Annotated in this window: 17 protein-coding genes and 2 tRNA genes; 10 read left to right on the top strand and 9 right to left on the bottom strand. The window is 63.0% G+C overall.

Annotation, left to right across the window (positions count from 1 at the left end):
• Positions 1-1,127 (top strand): amino acid kinase family protein (locus ACTHNR_RS22810; protein WP_440550462.1); only part of this gene is annotated, 1,127 nt, incomplete at its 5' end.
• A gap of 31 nt (positions 1,128-1,158) precedes the next feature.
• On the opposite strand, the gene adhP is transcribed toward ACTHNR_RS22810, so the two are convergent.
• A complete protein-coding gene (gene adhP, locus ACTHNR_RS22805; protein ID WP_440550460.1) occupies positions 1,159-2,184 on the bottom strand; it encodes an alcohol dehydrogenase AdhP in 1,026 nt (341 codons plus the stop codon).
• Positions 2,185-2,291: 107 nt separating this feature from the next.
• A complete protein-coding gene (locus ACTHNR_RS22800) occupies positions 2,292-2,561 on the bottom strand; it encodes a hypothetical protein (RefSeq protein WP_440550458.1) in 270 nt (89 codons plus the stop codon).
• A 302-nt stretch (positions 2,562-2,863) separates the two neighbouring features.
• Between ACTHNR_RS22800 and ACTHNR_RS22795 the strand changes: the two genes are divergently transcribed.
• Both ACTHNR_RS22795 and ACTHNR_RS22790 read left to right on the top strand, forming a co-directional pair.
• Positions 2,864-3,538 carry a response regulator gene (locus ACTHNR_RS22795; RefSeq protein ID WP_440550456.1) on the top strand — a complete coding sequence of 225 codons (675 nt, stop codon included), beginning with the start codon at positions 2,864-2,866 and terminating at the stop codon, positions 3,536-3,538.
• A gap of 283 nt (positions 3,539-3,821) precedes the next feature.
• Positions 3,822-4,166 carry a hypothetical protein gene (locus tag ACTHNR_RS22790; protein WP_440550454.1) on the top strand — a complete coding sequence of 115 codons (345 nt, stop codon included), beginning with the start codon at positions 3,822-3,824 and terminating at the stop codon, positions 4,164-4,166.
• Positions 4,167-4,189: 23 nt separating this feature from the next.
• Here ACTHNR_RS22790 and ACTHNR_RS22785 read toward each other — a convergent pair whose 3' ends face one another.
• The 5 genes from ACTHNR_RS22785 to ACTHNR_RS22765 all read right to left on the bottom strand — a co-directional run bounded on the left by ACTHNR_RS22785 (position 4,190) and on the right by ACTHNR_RS22765 (position 8,193).
• Positions 4,190-5,164: a 2-dehydropantoate 2-reductase gene (locus ACTHNR_RS22785; protein WP_440550474.1), complete on the bottom strand. Its 975-nt coding sequence runs from the start codon at positions 5,162-5,164 to the stop codon at positions 4,190-4,192.
• A 61-nt stretch (positions 5,165-5,225) separates the two neighbouring features.
• Positions 5,226-6,080, bottom strand: a complete 855-nt coding sequence (locus ACTHNR_RS22780) for a class II aldolase/adducin family protein (protein WP_440550473.1) — start codon at positions 6,078-6,080, stop codon at positions 5,226-5,228.
• A gap of 94 nt (positions 6,081-6,174) precedes the next feature.
• Positions 6,175-6,258: transfer RNA gene (locus ACTHNR_RS22775), tRNA-Leu, on the bottom strand.
• A gap of 229 nt (positions 6,259-6,487) precedes the next feature.
• A complete protein-coding gene (locus tag ACTHNR_RS22770; protein WP_440550453.1) occupies positions 6,488-6,937 on the bottom strand; it encodes a MarR family winged helix-turn-helix transcriptional regulator in 450 nt (149 codons plus the stop codon).
• Positions 6,938-7,056: 119 nt separating this feature from the next.
• On the bottom strand, positions 7,057-8,193 hold the full coding sequence (locus tag ACTHNR_RS22765; protein WP_440550451.1) for a glycerate kinase: 1,137 nt from the start codon (positions 8,191-8,193) through the stop codon (positions 7,057-7,059).
• 350 nt (positions 8,194-8,543) lie between these two features.
• Between ACTHNR_RS22765 and tig the strand changes: the two genes are divergently transcribed.
• The 6 genes from tig to ACTHNR_RS22735 all read left to right on the top strand — a co-directional run bounded on the left by tig (position 8,544) and on the right by ACTHNR_RS22735 (position 15,503).
• On the top strand, positions 8,544-9,890 hold the full coding sequence (gene tig, locus ACTHNR_RS22760) for a trigger factor (protein ID WP_440550449.1): 1,347 nt from the start codon (positions 8,544-8,546) through the stop codon (positions 9,888-9,890).
• A 165-nt stretch (positions 9,891-10,055) separates the two neighbouring features.
• The gene (clpP, locus tag ACTHNR_RS22755; protein WP_440550447.1) at positions 10,056-10,709 is read left to right on the top strand and encodes an ATP-dependent Clp endopeptidase proteolytic subunit ClpP; all 654 of its coding nucleotides are present in this window, start codon (positions 10,056-10,058) and stop codon (positions 10,707-10,709) included.
• Between the two features lie 205 nt (positions 10,710-10,914).
• Complete coding sequence (gene clpX / locus ACTHNR_RS22750; RefSeq protein ID WP_440550445.1) at positions 10,915-12,186, top strand: ATP-dependent Clp protease ATP-binding subunit ClpX; 1,272 nt, start codon at positions 10,915-10,917, stop codon at positions 12,184-12,186.
• A 191-nt stretch (positions 12,187-12,377) separates the two neighbouring features.
• Complete coding sequence (gene lon, locus ACTHNR_RS22745) at positions 12,378-14,795, top strand: endopeptidase La (protein WP_440550443.1); 2,418 nt, start codon at positions 12,378-12,380, stop codon at positions 14,793-14,795.
• 272 nt (positions 14,796-15,067) lie between these two features.
• Positions 15,068-15,340 (top strand): HU family DNA-binding protein, encoded by a 273-nt coding sequence (locus ACTHNR_RS22740; protein WP_115533391.1) that lies wholly within the window; start codon positions 15,068-15,070, stop codon positions 15,338-15,340.
• 87 nt (positions 15,341-15,427) lie between these two features.
• A tRNA-Val gene (locus ACTHNR_RS22735) sits at positions 15,428-15,503 on the top strand.
• 199 nt (positions 15,504-15,702) lie between these two features.
• Here ACTHNR_RS22735 and ACTHNR_RS22730 read toward each other — a convergent pair.
• The gene (locus ACTHNR_RS22730; RefSeq protein ID WP_440550442.1) at positions 15,703-16,650 is read right to left on the bottom strand and encodes a LysR family transcriptional regulator; all 948 of its coding nucleotides are present in this window, start codon (positions 16,648-16,650) and stop codon (positions 15,703-15,705) included.
• A gap of 238 nt (positions 16,651-16,888) precedes the next feature.
• Here ACTHNR_RS22730 and ACTHNR_RS22725 point away from each other — a divergent pair, with 238 nt between their 5' ends.
• Positions 16,889-17,215, top strand: coding sequence for a DUF4148 domain-containing protein (locus ACTHNR_RS22725; protein ID WP_440550440.1), 327 nt, complete (start codon positions 16,889-16,891; stop codon positions 17,213-17,215).
• A gap of 276 nt (positions 17,216-17,491) precedes the next feature.
• Here ACTHNR_RS22725 and ACTHNR_RS22720 read toward each other — a convergent pair whose 3' ends face one another.
• On the bottom strand, positions 17,492-17,917 hold the full coding sequence (locus ACTHNR_RS22720) for an organic hydroperoxide resistance protein (RefSeq protein ID WP_440550438.1): 426 nt from the start codon (positions 17,915-17,917) through the stop codon (positions 17,492-17,494).
• Between the last annotated feature and the right edge of the window lie 133 nt (positions 17,918-18,050).

Raw genomic sequence — 18,050 nt, 5'->3', positions numbered from 1 at the left:
CCCGATCGTATGACGTGCGGCCACGCGGACCGGATGTGTCCCAGGACGCAGTCAACGGCGTCGACATCGTCTATACAGATACTTTGACGCTGGCAGTCCAAGGCCATGGCGACAGCCCAGCCGTATCGCCCACTCGTCTCGCGGGGCGCGCCCATCACCGCAGGAGGAATCGAAAGATGCGTATCGTGATCGCGTTGGCGGACGACGCCATGCAGAAGCGGGGTGCAGACGCAGGTACGAGCAAGGAAGCGGAGATCTTGCGAGCCGCGGCGGAGCAGTTGGCGCGGGTGGCGGACGGCAACGATCTCGTCGTCGTGCAAGCACAAGGACATTCATTGTGGCCGGCGCCTGAGTACGATCACGGCGCCTATGCGATGAACGGCTTTGCCCACGACTTGCTGGCGATCGACGCCGGTCAGACGATTGCGTGCCGGCTGGATCTGGAGTTGCGTCATCGTCTGCCGAGCACGCGCGCGTGTTCGACGTTGTTCAGCATGGTCGAGGTCGACATGGCCGACCCTGCGTTCGACCACCCCGACATGCCCATCGGTGCGGTCTTTACCGGTCCGCGCGCATTGGCCCGCGCGCAGCAGAAGCAATGGCATATTGCGCACGACGGTGTGGGATACCGACGAGTCGTACCGAGTCCTAGGCCCAAGCGGCTGCTGCAGCTGGCCGCGTTGCGTGGGCTCGTCGATGAAGGGGCGGTCGTCATGTGCACCGTTGGCTCGATTCCTGTCGTTTCATCGGCGGCCGATGGGGGATGGCATGGCGTGGAAGCTGTCATCGATCCGTACGTCGGGGCGGCGTTCGTTGCGCAAGAGATCGGCGCCGACCGGTTCGTGATCGCGACCGATGTAGCCGGTGTCTTCCTCGACTGGGGGACGGCCAATTCGAAGTTGCTGCGCCACGGTCATCCCAGCGCGGTGCGCGAGTTCGCGGCCGAAACCGGCTCGATGGGGCCTAAGCTGCAAGCGGCTTCCGGGTTCGCGGAGCGCACGGGCGCTCGCGCCGCGATCGGCGCGCTGGCGGACGTGGCGCGGCTCGTCGACGGCACGGCCGGCACGACAATTTCTTGCGAACGCGTCGACCCGCGCCGCTTCGCGGGCGGCGCGGTCGCTCGTTGAACGGGGCCGCGAACGCCCTTGGGTCAACGCGTCAGCTTGCGGTCAACACGATGCGTCCGTCGACTTCGCCGTTTTTCAATGCGGCGAAGATCGCATTGATGTTCTCCAGCCGGTCGCGATGAATATGCGCACGCACCTTGCCCTGCACCGCGAAATCGAGCGATTCCTGCAGATCGCGCCGCGTGCCGACGATCGAGCCGCGCACCGTAATACCGTTGAGCACGGTCGAGAAAATCGGCAGCGGAAAATCGCCGGGCGGCAGGCCGTTCAGCGAAATCGTGCCGCCGCGTCGCACCATGCCGAGCGCTTGAGCGAAGGCGCTGCGCGAGACGGCCGTAACGAGTACGCCGTGCGCGCCGCCGGTTTCCTTCTGAATCACGTCGGCGGGATCTTGTGCCGTCGCATTGACGGTCAGCGCCGCGCCAAGCTTGCGGGCGAGATCGAGTTTGGCCTCGGAGATATCGACGGCCACGACGTGCAGGCCCATTGCGACGGCGTATTGCACGGCCACGTGACCGAGCCCGCCGATGCCCGAAATGGCGATCCATTGCCCGGGGCGCGTATCCGTGACGCGAATGCCCTTATAGACGGTCACGCCGGCGCAAAGAATCGGCGCAATTTCGTCGAACGCCACGCTATCGGGTAGACGCCCGACGTAGTTCGGATCGGCCACGACATATTCGGCGTAGCTGCCGTTGATCGAATAGCCGGTGTTCTGCTGCTCGTGGCACAGCGTTTCCCAACCGGTTTGGCAGTACTCGCAGTGGCCGCAGGCGGTGTAGAGCCAAGGCACGCCGACCCGGTCGCCTTCCTTGACGTGCTTCACGCGCGAACCCACCGCGGCGACATACCCCACGCCTTCATGGCCCGGAATGAACGGTAGCGAGGGCTTGACGGGCCAATCGCCGTCGGCCGCGTGCAAATCCGTATGACACACGCCTGATGCCTCGATTTTCACGAGAATCCGATCAGGGTCCGGCACGGGCACGGGCACTTCCTCGATGCGCAGCGGCTCGCCGAATGCGTGGACCACGGCGGCCTTCATGAATGTCGCCATCGATGGCTCCTATTCGCTTGACGGAAGGACCCAGTATCGATGCGACGCGCAGGGTGGCGATTGAGGTAAATCAACGGAGGCGGCGGAACCGGACTGCCGCGCCCGTTTCAACTCGCATTCGAGCCGCGCACACCGATTGTGCTCCAGCGCGCGTGCTTGTCGGATGTCGTCGGCGCACGTGCGCCGTTGCGCGTAAGCCGCGCCAACACCTCGGCGCCCTGCGGCGTCACGCGAAGTTCGATGCGTTCGCCGCCGCGGGCGACACATCGCACGAGATCCTGTTCGACCAGCGCTTCGGTCTCGGGGCTCACGACAGCCTCTGCATGGGGCGTGTGGACGATGACGAAGAGTCGAGCGAGTTCGTGCGGTGTCAACATGGGGAGTGTCTCCTGATAGCTAAGGGCCGCGAGGTGTCGGCGAATAGAAACCTTGCAAAACGCCTTCGTTCAAGTGTGATTGCAGTGTCTCCGAAAGGTGGACGCCGGGCCATCGGTTAGGCGACCGACTTTGCGTCGGCAAACGCTGGCTTGCCGTAGGAATCATTCGAGTTCTCATACGATTGGACGCGAGTCGCGCCGCACGACAAAATGTCGCGCCTAGGCTCGCCAATCTCGCTGCTGCCTTCCACGAAAACTAAAATGAAGCCGACAGCCGAGCGGCGTTTGACAGGAATGCTCAGATGATTCGCGTGCTTTTAGCCGATGACCATGCCCTGATGCGCGAGTGCCTGCTGCATATCCTCGAAGCCGCGGGGTGTTTCACCGTGGAGGGGCAAGCTCACGATGGCGCATCGACGCTCTCGCTCGTGCGCAGCACCGACGCTGACGTGCTGGTGATGGACCTGACGATGCCGGCGGGCGGCGGCATCGGGCTGATCGAGCGCGTTCGCGCGGCTAACGAGCAACTTCGCGTGCTCGTCTTGAGTATGCACACCGAGGCGCACGTCATGGAGCGCGCATTCAAGGCCGGTGCGTCCGGCTATTTGACGAAAGAGAGCGCCGGTACGGAACTCGTAAACGCGGTAGGCAAGGTGGCGCACGGTGAGTTGTACGCGGGGCTCGGCGAAGCGGAGCGACAGCCGGCTCGCTTGGCCCGACTGACGGAGCCACGCCCGCACGAGGCGCTCACGAATCGGGAGCGGGAGGTGTTCCTGCGCCTCGCAGCCGGCGAAACGAGCCGGCGCATCGCGGACGAGCTGGACCTGACGCCGCAGACGGTCAGTACGCACAAAAAGAATATTTTGGAGAAACTCGCGCTGGACAACGATGCCGCGCTGATTCGCTATGCGTTGCGCCACGGGCTGTTGGATGCCGGCGATGCGGACACGGGCTGGCAACCCTCGGCGCGCAGATAGGTATTTCCCCGCACTTAAAGTAAAAGGGCCTGACGCCGTAAACCCATGAAGCGATGGTGTCGCCTGCCTGCAGTTACGCCATCGCGCCAACGTTTGCGAGACCGACGCGTGCTCCGCTTTCGGAGGTGCATCGATGCCGATCGTCGTCGTGGTGCGCTGGGCCTTCGTGTTCACGATGGCCGCCTTTATCGGCTGGCTGTTCGTGAACTATTGGTGACATCCGGGCCAGTCCGTCTCAATCCGTCTCATCTACGCGCTTCTCGTGCATTTCGCGACTTCGTCTATGCAATCGACTCCGACTGATCGGGACGTGGCTGTCGCCGCGCACACACGCTCGGCTTTCAAGGAGCTCTATCTCGTATCGGGGGCGGCCGCGCAACTGGGCGCCTACGGCCTTCAGGTGCAAGAGGTTCAGTGGCAGGCGCTCGCGCGCGCGTCGAACAACGCGAGCGCAGTGCTCGGCGCTCGCCATGAACACGAGAGCGAGACTGCCGCGGCGTTTCGGCAACTTGCTGCGCTATGCGACGATTTGCTCGATCGCCGTGCGCTGGGGCATGCTTGCCCGTCGGCGATATGGCGCGATCTTGCCCGAGCGGGACGCGACGCTTACGAGCGAATGGACACGTGACGCACGAGGGCTGGCCGTCGAGATCAGAGCCCGGCGTTGAACGCCCGTTGACGCAGTAGGCCCAGCACCGCATCGCAAAAGGGCGTCGGCACGTCGAAACGGCGCCCCAGTTCCGGGAACACGCCCAGGATCGGATCGATCTCGAGCGCGCGTCCCGCTTCCATATCCTGCAGCATGGAAGTCTTGAACGCGCCCAATTGGCGCGTGACGGCCACGCGCTCCGGCGGCGACATGCCTGTCGAGAGCCCTAGCCGGCGGCCGATCGCATCGGCTTCTTCCATCATCCGAAGCACGAGGGCATGCGTTAGCGGATCGTCGAGCAGGCGGTCCGCCGTCGAACCCGTCAGCGCGCTGAGCGGATTCATGTTCATGTTGCCCCAAAGCTTGGCCCAGATATCCGTTCGGATGTCGTCGGTCGATTCGACATCGAAGCCCCCAGCATTCAGTGCATCGGCCAGTGTCTGCGCAGCGGCGGCGCAATCGGCTCGCGCAGGGCCGACGATGAGGCGATTGCCGCGCCCGCGTTTGACTACGCCGGGGGCCTGCGTAGCCGACGACAAATGCACGACGCACCCGATCGCACGCTCAGCCGGCAGCACCGCCGATACGCGGCCTCCGGGGTCGATGGCGTCAAGCGGCGCACAGTGCTCGGGCGCTGCGAGGCCATGCAGAAACCACCACGGTAGGCCGTTCATGGCGCTCACGACGAGCGTCGCGGGCCCGATCATCGGGCGCAGCGATTCTGCGAGCGCGGGCAGCGCCTGCGCCTTCAGCGCGAGCACGACGACGTCTTGCTCGCCAAGCGCCGCGGCATCGTCGCTGGCGGCTACGCGCACGGCGCCGGCCGAGGCGTCGTCCGCGAGGATGCGAATGCCGTTGTCTCGGATGGCGGCAAGCGTCGCGCCGCGTGCGAGAACGGATACGCGCTGGCCGCCGCGGGCGAGGGCGGCGGCGATCAGGCCGCCGATGGCGCCGGCGCCGACCACCGTGGCCCGCATGCCTTTGTCATCGCGTCGAGCTTCGATATTCATCAGGTCACGCTCCCGGTTCCATTCAACATTACGTCTTGTACGACGGATCGATCTTATCGACTTGACGCAACAGCGCGTCGAGCACGTCCTGCCCCGCGCCAAACGCAGGATCGAATTGCAGCGCATCGCGCGTGCAACGCGCAGCGACCTCGGACGAAACAAGGCGCGCGGGGCCGAGCGCAGCCGTCGCCACTTGGATCTCGCAAGCGCGATTGAGCGTCCACAAGCGCGCGAATGCTTGAGCGATCGTCGAACCGACCGACAGCAGGCCATGATTGCGCAGGATCAAGAGCCGCTTTTCGCCCAAATCGGCCACGAGCCTCGGCCCTTCGTCGGCGTGCACGGTGATCCCTTCGAAGTCGTGATAGGCGACCATGCCGTCGATCTGCGCGGAATAGAAATTCGAGTTTTCGAGGCCGACCTGCGAGCAGGCGACCGCGAGACCGGCGCTCGTGTGCGTGTGCATCACGCAGTGCGCATCCGGCACGGCGCGATGGAGCGCGGCATGGACCACGAAGCCGGCCGGGTTGACGCGATGTTCGGTCGGCTCCACCGCGCGGCCGTCCAAATCGACCTTGACGAGATTGGACGCCGTGACCTCGGAGTAGTGCAGGCCGAACGGATTGATGAGGAAATGCGTGTGCGGACCGGGCACCCGCAACGTGATGTGGTTGTAGATGAGCTCGGTCCAGCCGAGCATTGCGAACACGCGATAGGTGCCCGCCAATTGCACGCGCAGTGCGCGTTCGATCTCGTGCATCACTGTCTCCCGACGCCTCTTGGGCACTCGTCGATGCGAGTCAGCATAGTGCAAACTAGTTGTGTGCACAACCAATTTTACGGGCGTGTGGGCGCGCGCATGCATCCGATTGAAGTGCGCGATGTCGAGGAATAAATCTGTGGGGACGAATGGAGAGCGCGCTGCTTTTCAGCAGCGCGCGACTCGAATCGATACCATGAAACCATGGAATAGATTGTGCGAGGAGCGGGACTCGAACCCGCACACCATTGCTGGCGTCAGGACCTAAACCTGGTGCGTCTACCAATTTCGCCATCCTCGCGCCGAAGTCGCGCTGGCCGCGCGCTTCGATGTCTGGCTCGCTTTCCCGGCGCCGGGGCGTGGCGCGCGATCGTGGTGCGATCAAAAGCGTAAGCGCGAGATTCTAACCTATTCGCTTGCCGTTGTGTCGACGATCGTAGGGACTGGTGCGGTAATGAGGCCGACGGTACGCGCGTACGCGCTCGGGGCGGCAAATTCGCGGGGCTGGCTACGCGCGCCCGCACGGCTCGCTAGTCCCCAGCGAGCGCGTTGGCGATGACTTTGTCGAGGGCGCGCCCGAGCGCTTCCCGCTCCGCTTCGTCGAGACAATCGAATAGATCGGCGTTCCACTTGCGCGCGATCGGCATCACCTTGCGAAAGAGCGCGCGGCCCTCCTGCGTCAGCGAAATCAACACGACGCGCCCGTCGTCGCTGCTGGGCGCGCGCTCGATCAGCCCGCGTTTGATCAAGGCTTCGGCGGCGCGGCTCGCCTGACTCTTGTCGAGGTTCGCGTGCTTGGCCAAGTCCATGATCGAAAAGGGGCCGAACGAACCGACCACGGCGATGACGCGCGCCTCGGGCAGCGTGATCTCCAGCTTGGTTTGATAGCGCTCGCTGATCCCGCGATCCGAGAGCTTGTTCAGCACGTGCATGCGGTAGGTCAGGAATTGCTCGAGCCCGGCTTTGGCTGCGGCCTTCATGGGGTATGGTCGTTCCTGTCGAGAGAGGGCGGGAAAGAAGCACTCGCCGATTGTTGCCGCAACCGGCGCGTTGGTCAACGCGGTATTTCGCGCGTGTCCACCCGCCGGTCGGCGCTCCCTCACGCGCCGAATTTCAGCCGCGCGAGTTGTTCGGCTTCGTTGGTCAAGAGCCGAGCGGCGTCGCGAATCGCCACGTCGAGCGTGATCGGGCCGGGCGCCGGCGAAAAGCATCCGGTGAAATGCGCGCCGAGCCGGGCGAGCGCGCTCGAATCGATGCCGCCCGAGAGCAGGGTGGCCGGCACGCCGGCGGCCCGCGCGTGCCGGCATGCGATGAAGGGCGCCTTGCCGTGCAGCGTCTGCGCGTCGGAGCGGCCTTCGCCCGTGATAAGCCAATCGGCGCCCGCGAGCGCCGCGTCGAGCTCCACCTGCGACGCCACCACTTCCGCGCCCGCCTCGAATCGCGCACCGAGCAGATGCAGTGCGAACCCGAGCCCGCCGGCGGCCCCCGCGCCAGGTAGGTCGCGCGCGCGCCGCCCGAGCGCCGCCTCGGCGAGTTCGGCGAAATGCGCGAGCACTGCATCGATTGCATCGATGCGATCGGCGCTCACGCCTTTTTGCGGCCCGAAGACGGCCGTCGCGCCATGTTCGCCCGTGAGCGGATTGTCGACATCGGACATGGCGACGAACGAGGCCTGCGCGACACGCGGATCGAGGCCAAGGACGTCGACGCGCGCGAGCGCGCCCAGTGCTTCCGGCGTCGGATCGAGTTCGCGCCCGGACGCGTCGTACAATTTCGCGCCGAGCCCGACGAGCAGCCCCGCGCCGCCATCGTTCGTGCTGCTGCCGCCGAGGGCGACGAAGAATCGCCGCGCCCCGGCATCCAGCAGCATGCGCACGGCCTCGCCCATGCCGCGCGTGTCGCGCGCCTCGACATCCGAGCTCATCGCGACGGCATCGGTGATACCGACGATCTCCGCCGTTTCGATCACCGCGCTGCCGTCGGGCAACAGGCCCACGGCTGCCTCGCGCTGCGCTTGCGCCGCGCCGCGTACGCGCAAGACGCGCCGCTCGCCGCCGCGCGCGAGCATCGCGTCGAGCGTGCCTTCGCCGCCGTCGGCCATCGGACACAGGCGCACCGTTGCGTCGGGCAGCGCACGCCGCACGCCGTCGGCTATGGCTTGCGCGACTGCCTGCGCGCTGAGCGAGCCTTTGAATGAATCGGGAGCGATGACGACGATGGGCGTGCTGCCTGGCATGGTGTCTCCGTATTGGCATGCGCCGGGCGACGGAAAGTCGCGCCGCGGCGCCGGGTGAGTCGTGTGTTCGACCTCGGTTCGGAATGCGAGCTTATCAGTGTGCGCATGCGGTTGGATACGGGTCGCGGCATGACGAGGATCGCTCGGAATCGATGCGGCGAAGCGGGGCGCTCGAAACGGGGGCGAATAGTTTGCTAGAATAATTGATTCTTCCGATCCAACCCGTGCCGTCGGCGGCAAGACGTACGCAGCCTTGGGCGGTGATTGCGGCACCGTCGAGGCAAGGCGCAACACGTGGGCACGGAGAAGATAACCCGATTCGCTTGAACAATTTAGGACGATTGAAAGCCATGGCTAACGTTGTTGAAAACCTCGGCAAGCTCGAACGCCGCGTGACGATCTCCCTGCCGAAGGACAGCGTGCAGAAGGAGATCGATTCGCGTATCCGCCAACTCGCGAAGAACGTCCGCATGCCGGGCTTCCGTCCGGGCAAGGTGCCGCTCAAGATGGTGACGCAGCAGTACGCGGGGCAGGTCGAGGCCGAAGTGCTGAGCGACAAGGTCGGCAAGCAATTCTTCGACATCAGCCGCGCTGAAAATCTGCGCGTCGCGGGTCAGCCCAGCTTCAGCCCGAAGGAAGGCGCCGGTGAAGACACGTATGCGTTCGACGCCACGTTCGAGGTCTACCCGGAAGTGAAGCTCGGCGATCTGGCGAGCGCCGAAGTCGAGCGCGCGGTGACGCAAATCTCCGAAGGCGAAGTCGACCGCACGCTCGACATCCTGCGCAAGCAGCGCGTGCACTACCACGCACGCGGTGAAGCCGGCGAGCATGGCGACGGCGGCGCGGATGCGTCGGCCAAGAGCGGCGACCGCGTCACGGTCGATTTCGTCGGCAAGCTCGACGGCGTGGCGTTCGAAGGCGGCAGCGCCGAAGATTTCGCATTCGTGCTCGGCGAAGGCCGCATGCTGCCCGAATTCGAGCAGGCCGCGACGGGCCTTACGGTCGGCGAGGCGCGCGAGTTCGACCTCAAGTTCCCCGACGATTACCACGGCAAGGAAGTCGCCGGCAAGACGGCCCAGTTCACGATCACGATGAAGAAGATCGAATGGCCGCACCTGCCCGAAGTCGACGCCGAATTCGCGAAGTCGCTTGGCATCGCCGACGGCGATTTGGCTAAGATGCGCGCGGAGATCAAGGAAAACCTCGAGCGCGAAGCCAAGCGCCGCACGCAGTCGCTGGTGAAGAACCAAGTGATGGACGCGCTGCTCAAGGTCGCCGAACTCGAAGTGCCGAACGCGCTGATCGAACAAGATCAACAGCGCCTCGTCGAAATGGCGCGCCAAGATCTCGTGCAACGCGGTGTGCCGAACGCGGCCAACGCGCCGATCCCCGCCGAGATGTTCAAGGAGCAGGCGGAACGTCGCGTGAAGCTGGGTCTCGTGCTGGCCGAAGTCGTGAAGGAACACGGTCTCGAGGCGAAGCCCGAGCAAATTCGCGCGGAAGTCGAGGAATTCGCTAAGAGCTACGAAGACCCGAAGGAAGTGATCCGCTGGTATTATTCGAACAAGCAACGCCTGTCGGAAATGGAAGCGTACGTCGTTGAAAGCAACGTCGTCGAATTCGTCCTCGGCAAGGCGAAGGTGACGGACAAGGAAGTCAGCTTCGAAGCATTGGCGAGCGCCTCGGCGCAAGCGTAAGGCATCGCGTCGAACGGCGTGCGGGCTGTCGAGCGACGGCCGCACGCCGTTTTTTATGCACGAACCGTATTGCTGCGTCGCAGCGGCTCGCGAAGTGCATGGAAGCGGCATGCGTAGGGCGTCTTCCTGCCGTTTCAAGACCCATTCCGAACAAGGATCCATTGCATGATCTCTCGCGCTCAACTGTTGGACACGTTGGCCTCCCATGCACCGCGCGATTTCGAAACGCAGGCGCTGGGGCTCGTTCCGATCGTCGTCGAAACGAGCGGCCGCGGCGAGCGTTCGTACGATATCTATTCGCGCCTGCTCAAAGAGCGGGTCGTGTTCATGGTCGGCGAAGTCAACGACCAGACGGCCAACCTCGTAGTGGCGCAGATGCTGTTCCTAGAGAGTGAGAATCCCGACAAGGACATCAGCCTCTACATCAACAGCCCTGGCGGTTCGGTCTCGGCGGGCATGGCGATCTACGACACCATGCAGTTCATCAAGCCCGACGTCTCCACGCTGTGCATGGGTCTTGCGGCCAGCATGGGCGCGTTCCTGCTCGCGTCCGGCGCGAAGGGCAAGCGCTTCGCGTTGCCCAACGCCCGGGTGATGATTCACCAGCCGCTCGGCGGAGCGCGCGGCCAGGCATCTGACATCGAGATCCAAGCACGCGAAATCCTGTATCTGAAGGAGCGGCTCAACAACCTGCTCGCGCACCATACCGGTCAGCCGGTCGAGCGCATCGCGCGCGACACCGACCGCGACAACTTCATGTCGGGCGAGGATGCGCAGGCGTACGGCCTCATCGATCAGGTCCTACATAAGCGTCCGTAACGCGTCGAAAAGGGCGGCGTTTCGCGCCATGCGTGCGACGGCCGCCTCAAGCGATGCTATAAATGGTCGATAATAGTTCTGAGCGCCGACGGCGGACACGCCACGATACGTTTCCCGTCGCGCCGGCCAGCCGGTTCGATCCGACCCTGCGTTAGGGCGGCGGACGGCGCGCCTGTCATTCGAGTGTCCGGAGGCTCGTATATCCATGGCGGACAAAAAAGGTTCGAACAGCGAAAAGCTGTTGTATTGCTCGTTTTGCGGCAAGAGTCAGCATGAGGTGAAGAAGCTGATTGCCGGCCCGTCGGTGTTCATCTGCGATGAATGCATCGACTTGTGCAACGAGATCATTCGCGACGAAGCCGCGGGAGCCGGCACGGACGTAGGCCTGTCGAAATCCGACCTGCCGAGCCCGCAGGAGATCCGCGACATCCTCGATCAGTACGTGATCGGGCAGGAGCGCGCGAAGAAGATTCTCGCGGTCGCCGTATACAACCACTACAAGCGTCTCAAGCACCTCGACAAGAAAGACGAAGTCGAGCTGTCCAAGAGCAATATTCTGCTGATCGGCCCGACCGGTTCGGGCAAAACATTGCTTGCGCAGACGCTTGCCCGGCTTTTGAACGTTCCGTTCGTGATCGCCGACGCAACGACGTTAACCGAGGCCGGCTACGTCGGCGAGGACGTCGAGAACATTATTCAAAAGCTGCTGCAAAACTGTAACTACGAAGTCGAAAAGGCGCAGCGCGGCATCGTCTACATCGACGAAATCGACAAGATCAGCCGTAAGTCGGACAACCCGTCGATCACGCGCGACGTGTCCGGCGAGGGCGTCCAACAGGCGCTGCTCAAGCTCGTGGAAGGCACGATGGCGTCGGTGCCTCCGCAGGGCGGCCGCAAGCACCCCAACCAGGATTTCATCCAGGTCGACACGACGAACATCCTGTTCATCTGCGGCGGCGCGTTCGACGGGCTGGAAAAGGTCATTACCGATCGTACGGAAAAGACCGGCATCGGCTTTGGCGCGAGCGTGAAGAGCAAGCAGGAGCGCGACGCGGGCGAGGTGCTGCGCGAAGTCGAACCCGAAGATCTGATCAAATTCGGGTTGATCCCCGAATTGATCGGTCGTCTGCCCGTCGTGGCCACGCTCGGCAAACTCGACGAAGCTGCTCTGATGAAAATCCTCGTCGAGCCGAAGAACGCGCTCGTGAAGCAGTACAACAAGCTGTTCGCGATGGAGCGCGTCGAGCTCGAGATCCGTCCCACCGCGCTGCAGGCCGTGGCGCGCAAGGCCATCCGCCGCAAGACCGGCGCGCGCGGCCTGCGCTCGATCTTGGAACAGGCGTTGCTCGACGTCATGTACGAATTGCCTGCGATGAAAGGGGTCAGCAAAGTCATCATTGACGATAACGTAATCGATGGCGACGGCAAGCCTCTGCTCATCTATGAGGAAGCGCCGAAGGTCTCGGGATCGAATTGATTGGCCCCGAAGCCTAAAGCTTTCGCAGGAACGGCCGTTCATGGAGACGTGAACGGCTTTTTTCGTTTATCTTGTGGGTAACACTGACCGCTTCTCTGAATACATCGAACTTTTCCCACACGCGCAGGCTTGCAATTCGTACCGCGGGCCTCAACTACCGAACGAACTGATTCCACTCATGGGGAAATGAAATGTCAGGAACCCAACTCCTCCCTCAAGAGCGCACCACGCTCCCGCTGCTGCCGTTGCGAGACGTCGTCGTTTTCCCGCATATGGTTATCCCGCTGTTCGTGGGGCGGCCCAAATCGATCAAGGCGCTCGAAGTCGCGATGGAGGGCGGCAAGCACATCATGCTGGTCGCGCAAAAGACCGCGGCCAAGGATGAGCCGACCGATAAAGACATGTATGAAGTAGGGTGTATCGCCAACATCCTGCAAATGCTGAAACTGCCCGACGGCACGGTGAAGGTGCTCGTCGAAGGCCTGCAGCGCGCGAAAACGCTAACGATCGAAGAGCAAGAAACGCAATTCTCGTGCGAAGTCATGCCGCTCGAGCCCGATCATGCCGACAGCGCCGAAACGGAAGCCCTGCGTCGCGCGATCGTGTCGCAGTTCGATCAGTACGTGAAGCTGAACAAGAAGATCCCGCCCGAGATCCTCACCTCGCTCGCCGGTATCGACGAAGCAGGGCGTTTGGCCGACACGATCGCCGCGCATCTGCCGCTCAAGCTCGATCAGAAGCAGCACATCCTCGAGATGTTCCCGGTCGTGGAGCGGCTCGAGCACCTGCTCGCCCAGCTCGAAGCCGAGATCGACATCCTTCAGGTCGAAAAGCGCATCCGCGGGCGCGTGAAGCGCCAGATGGAAAAGAGCCAGCGCGAGTACTACCTGAACGAGCAAGTCAAGGCGATCCAGAAGGAACTTGGCGAAGGCGAAGAGGGCGCCGATCTCGAAGAACTCGAGAAGCGCATCGAAGCTGCTCGCATGCCGAAGGAAGCCAAAAAGAAGGCCGATTCGGAACTGAAGAAGCTCAAGCTGATGTCGCCGATGTCGGCCGAAGCCACCGTCGTGCGCAACTATATCGACACGCTGATCGCGTTGCCGTGGCGCAAGAAGAGCAAGGTCAACAACGACCTCTCGAACGCGGAGCGCGTGCTCGACGAAGACCACTTCGGCCTCGAAAAGGTCAAGGAACGCATTCTCGAGTATCTCGCGGTCCAACAGCGCGTGGACAAGGTCAAGGCGCCGATCCTGTGCCTCGTCGGGCCTCCGGGCGTCGGTAAGACGTCGCTGGGGCAGTCGATCGCGCGTGCGACGAACCGCAAGTTCGTGCGGATGGCGTTGGGCGGCGTGCGTGACGAGGCCGAGATTCGCGGTCACCGTCGGACGTACATCGGCTCTATGCCGGGCAAGATCTTGCAAAGCTTGACGAAGGTCGGCGTGCGCAATCCGCTCTTCTTGCTCGACGAGGTCGACAAGATGGGGATGGATTTCCGTGGCGATCCGTCGTCTGCGCTGCTCGAAGTGCTCGATCCGGAACAGAACCACACGTTCGCCGATCACTACGTCGAGGTCGATTTCGACCTGTCGGACGTGATGTTCGTGGCCACGTCGAATTCGCTGAACATTCCGCCGCCGCTGCTCGACCGGATGGAAGTCATCCGCTTGTCGGGCTATACGGAAGACGAGAAGGTCAGCATCGCGCAACGTTATCTGCTGCCTAAGCAGAAGAAGAACAACGGCCTGCGCGAGGGCGAAGTGGACGTGGCTGAATCGGCGATCCGCGACATCATTCGCTACTACACGCGTGAGGCGGGCGTGCGTTCGCTCGAGCGCGAGGTGTCGAAGATTTGCCGCAAGGTCGTGAAGATGCTGCTGCTGAAGAAGGCCGAAGGCGCCATCAAGGTCGAAGGCGGCAATCTCGACACGTTCCTCGGCGTGCGCAAGTACGACTTCGGTCTTGCCGCGAAGGAAAACCAGATCGGTCAGGTCACGGGCCTTGCATGGACGGAAGTTGGCGGCGATCTGCTGACGATCGAAGCGGCAGTGATGCCGGGCAAGGGCAACGTCATTCGCACGGGTTCGCTTGGCGATGTGATGAAGGAATCCGTGGAAGCGGCGCGCTCGGTCGTGCGTTCGCGCTCGCGTCGTCTTGGCATCAAGGACGAGGCGTTCGAGAAGCAAGACATCCATATCCACGTGCCCGAGGGTGCGACGCCGAAGGACGGCCCGTCCGCAGGCGGTGCGATGACGACGGCGCTCGTGTCGGTGTTGACGGGTATTCCCGTGCGCGCCGATGTGGCGATGACCGGCGAAATCACGCTGCGCGGCGAAGTGCTGCCGATCGGCGGGCTCAAGGAAAAGCTGTTGGCGGCGCATCGCGGCGGCATCAAGCTCGTATTGATCCCCGAGGAGAACGTGAAGGACTTGGCGGATATCCCCGACAACGTGAAGAACGCCATCGAGATCGTGCCGGTTCGCTGGATCGACAAGGTGCTCGAACTCGCGCTCGAACGTATGCCGGAGCCGTTGGTGGAGGAAGAACCGAAGGCTGCGCCGGTCGGCGCCGAGGCGGGCAAGGATGCCGCGACGGAAGTCGTGAAGCACTAACCGAGCAGTCGTGGCCGAACGCAGCGTTCGGCCAATCCATCAAACCGCGAGCGGCGCGACGAGCGTCTCTCGCGGTTTTTTTTCATGCGCGTGCCGCTGGCGGCCTGTGTTCCCAGATGGACTCGCGCGCATCCGGCGCAACCCCTGTTGACACTGCTCTTTCGGCTACTTTTAATGAGCGGGCTCAGCATGGGGCTGCGCTTTTCTTTTTACTTTCGGGCGCTTAGCGGCGCTCGCGCGATTGTCCACAATAGTCATCATCGGGGATACGGATGAACAAGACGGAACTGATCGACCACATCGCACAACAAGCCGATCTATCGAAGGCGGCAGCGGGACGCGCGCTCGACGCCGTGATCGGCGGCGTCAAAGGCGCGCTCAAGAAGGGCGGCACCGTGACGCTCGTCGGCTTCGGCACGTTCGCCGTGGGCAAGCGCACGGCGCGCACCGGCCGCAATCCGCGCACGGGCGCGGCGATCAAGATCAAGGCGGCAAAGGTGCCGAAATTTAAGCCTGGCAAAGCGCTGAAAGATGCGCTAAACTAGCGGGCTCGCTGGTTGAGGAATGTCGAATCTCCTGATTTTCCAAAGCGGCGAGCGCAGCGAGTTGCTGTGATGCAAAGCTTCGCGAACGGGTGCTTAGCTCAGTTGGTAGAGCGGCGCCCTTACAAGGCGTAGGTCGGGAGTTCGAGCCTCTCAGCACCCACCAGTCGATCTGGTGATCCGTTTACGAAGCAATTCGCAGCAAACGACGAAGTACGCAAAACCCGCACAGCGCTTGGCTCTGCGGGTTTTTTGTTCTCTGCGAAGAAGACGCACTACGTTTGGGAAGCACTACGTTTGCTGCAAATTTCGAAGACGGCGGAAATGCCTCCTATCGGCCGTACGATCGCGTAAACGGGGCATGCTCACGCCGCCTTCGCGGTGACGCTCGCCTTCTCGCTGCTCTGCGGTTGCATCAGCGGCTCCCTCGCGAACAGTTCCGCCACCCAATCTGCGAACACCCGCACCTTGCGCGGAAGGTGTCGATTGCGCGCGTACATGATCGATATCGGCCGTTCGGACGAACTGTAGTCCTTCAAGACCTCGCGTAATTCACCGCTCTCGAGATACGGTGCGACCGGATACAGCGCGCTCTTGAGCAGGCCCAGGCCGTGCAAGCCGCAGCACAAGTACGCGTCGACATCGTTCACTGCAATGAGCCCGCGCATATCGACCGTTTGAACGGCGCCGTTCACGACATAGTCCCAGGCGCGCAAGCGGCCCGTATTGCTCGATACGTAATTGACGCCGATGTGGTCGCGCAAGTCTTCGATCGTCTTGGGTTCGCCGTACTTCTCGAGATAGGCCGGCGACGCGCATGTCACGCGCCGCATGCTCCCGATGCGTCTGGCGACGAGCCCCGAATCCTCGAGTTCGCCGGTGCGTATCACGCAGTCCACGCCTTCTTCGACGATGTCCACTTGTCGATCGCTCAAGCCCATTTCGATCTCGATGTCGGGATACCGCTCGAAGAAGTCCGGCAGCGCCGGGATGATCAACATCTTGGCGATCAACGCCGGCAGATTCACTTTTAGCCGGCCCTTCGGATTGAGCTTGGCGTGCGTGAGCTCCGCCTCCATCTCGTCGACCTCGGCCAGCACGCGAATGCATCGCTGGTAATAAGCCTCGCCGTCGTCGGTGACGCTGATGCTGCGCGTCGTGCGATTGAGCAGCCGGGCGCCCAGATGCGCCTCCAGTGCCTGAACGATGCGCGAAACCTGCGGGGCCGCCATCTGCAGCGATTCCGCCGCCTTCACGAAACTATGGGATTCCACGACGCGCGCGAATACCCGCATTGCAACGAAGCGGTCCATGGGACGCCTCCTCCGAATCGTTTTGTCATGTGCACCGCAATTGTCCGCGAACTGGCCTTTGCGTGCTCGCCAGCTGCACGCCGATGGGTCGCGCGTGCCAGCGATTGTTATTCCCAGGGCACCAATGAATTCCGAAATCCCATATTTATCAGGGAAGACCCTAGGCCTACACTGCCTTCACCTGCTGCACACAACCGTGTTCGCAGCTCCTTAAAACTAGGTTTCGGAGGTTGTCATCATGAACGCTCTCATCAAGCAAATCGCTGTCGCCGTTGCACTCGTTGCGCCCGTCGCGTCGTTTGCCCAATCGAATCAGCCGTTGACGCGCGAGCAAGTCCGCGCGGAATTGGTGCGCGTCGAACGCGCGGGCTACAACCCGCGCGACTGGCAGCACTACCCGGACAATATTCAAGCCGCGGAGCGCCGCGCCAGCGCGCAAGAAGCGCTCGCGCAAGGCGATACGAGCGGCTACGGGTCGAATGGCGCAACCGCAACGCAAGCCGGCAGCCGCACCAGCGACGGCGCGGTGAGCACATACTCGCCGCCGGTCTATCAGCACAACTAATGATTCGATATCAAGCGGCAACCGTGTTCGGCGATGCGCATCGAGCGCATCGCCGAATCGGTATTTGAGCGAGGCGAGGGGATGCACGCGAGCACGGCGAAAACCTAGCGCTTGCAGTGAGGGAGGGTGCGATCGGAGTGATCCGCCTACCGGGGGAAGCTCCCTTGCACGTGCGCAATCGCGCCCGCCCGCTCCGCTGCACGTCTCCGAGCCGCTGGGGTTCCCGGTGGTGTTTGCCCAGGCCGTTGAATCAGGCCTGGGCTTTTTTTCGTGCGCTTAAACGAGCGTGAGCGTCACGTCGATGTTGCCGCGCGTCGCGTTCGAATACGGGCAGACTTGGTGCGCCTTGTCGACCAGCGCTTGGGCTGCGGCGCGGTCCATGCCGGGCAAGGAGATCTTCAGTTCGACCTCGATCCCGAACCCATTGGGGATCTGGCCGATGCCGACGCTGCCTTCGATGGACACGTCTTGCGGCAACGACACCTTGTCGCGCGCCGCGACGAACTTCATCGCGCCGATGAAGCAGGCGCTGTAGCCGGCGGCGAACAACTGCTCGGGGTTGGCCCCGTCTCCGCCCGCACCGCCCAGTTCGCGCGGCGTGGTCAAGCGCAGATCCAAGCCGCTGTCGGGGACGACTGCACGGCCGTCGCGGCCGCCCGTGGCGCGAGCATGGGCACGGTAGAGAACTTTTTCGATCGACATAATGTGACTCCTATTTCTTCAGTGAGTGAATGAAGCTTCGCCTTGCATCGACCTACCCGGTAGAAGATAGGTCATTCGAACAAAACTGCCGGCCGCCATCGTCGCATTCTATCTACTAGAAGATAGAGCGATG

Source organism: Trinickia sp. (genome assembly GCF_051954495.1).
Classification (GTDB): domain Bacteria; phylum Pseudomonadota; class Gammaproteobacteria; order Burkholderiales; family Burkholderiaceae; genus Trinickia.
The sequence above is the reverse complement of the archived record's forward strand: the minus strand, read 5'-3'. Positions and strand labels throughout refer to the sequence as shown.

Coding starts and splice junctions, on each gene's coding strand:
- adhP (WP_440550460.1), bottom strand. CDS start 2,184: ATGGCGACATTCATGAAGGCCGCCGTGGTCCACGCATTCGGCGAGCCG.
- ACTHNR_RS22800 (WP_440550458.1), bottom strand. CDS start 2,561: ATGTTGACACCGCACGAACTCGCTCGACTCTTCGTCATCGTCCACACG.
- ACTHNR_RS22795 (WP_440550456.1), top strand. CDS start 2,864: ATGATTCGCGTGCTTTTAGCCGATGACCATGCCCTGATGCGCGAGTGC.
- ACTHNR_RS22790 (WP_440550454.1), top strand. CDS start 3,822: ATGCAATCGACTCCGACTGATCGGGACGTGGCTGTCGCCGCGCACACA.
- ACTHNR_RS22785 (WP_440550474.1), bottom strand. CDS start 5,164: ATGCGGGCCACGGTGGTCGGCGCCGGCGCCATCGGCGGCCTGATCGCC.
- ACTHNR_RS22770 (WP_440550453.1), bottom strand. CDS start 6,937: ATGAAGGCCGCAGCCAAAGCCGGGCTCGAGCAATTCCTGACCTACCGC.
- ACTHNR_RS22765 (WP_440550451.1), bottom strand. CDS start 8,193: ATGCCAGGCAGCACGCCCATCGTCGTCATCGCTCCCGATTCATTCAAA.
- tig (WP_440550449.1), top strand. CDS start 8,544: ATGGCTAACGTTGTTGAAAACCTCGGCAAGCTCGAACGCCGCGTGACG.
- clpP (WP_440550447.1), top strand. CDS start 10,056: ATGATCTCTCGCGCTCAACTGTTGGACACGTTGGCCTCCCATGCACCG.
- clpX (WP_440550445.1), top strand. CDS start 10,915: ATGGCGGACAAAAAAGGTTCGAACAGCGAAAAGCTGTTGTATTGCTCG.
- lon (WP_440550443.1), top strand. CDS start 12,378: ATGTCAGGAACCCAACTCCTCCCTCAAGAGCGCACCACGCTCCCGCTG.
- ACTHNR_RS22740 (WP_115533391.1), top strand. CDS start 15,068: ATGAACAAGACGGAACTGATCGACCACATCGCACAACAAGCCGATCTA.
- ACTHNR_RS22730 (WP_440550442.1), bottom strand. CDS start 16,650: ATGGACCGCTTCGTTGCAATGCGGGTATTCGCGCGCGTCGTGGAATCC.
- ACTHNR_RS22725 (WP_440550440.1), top strand. CDS start 16,889: ATGAACGCTCTCATCAAGCAAATCGCTGTCGCCGTTGCACTCGTTGCG.
- ACTHNR_RS22720 (WP_440550438.1), bottom strand. CDS start 17,917: ATGTCGATCGAAAAAGTTCTCTACCGTGCCCATGCTCGCGCCACGGGC.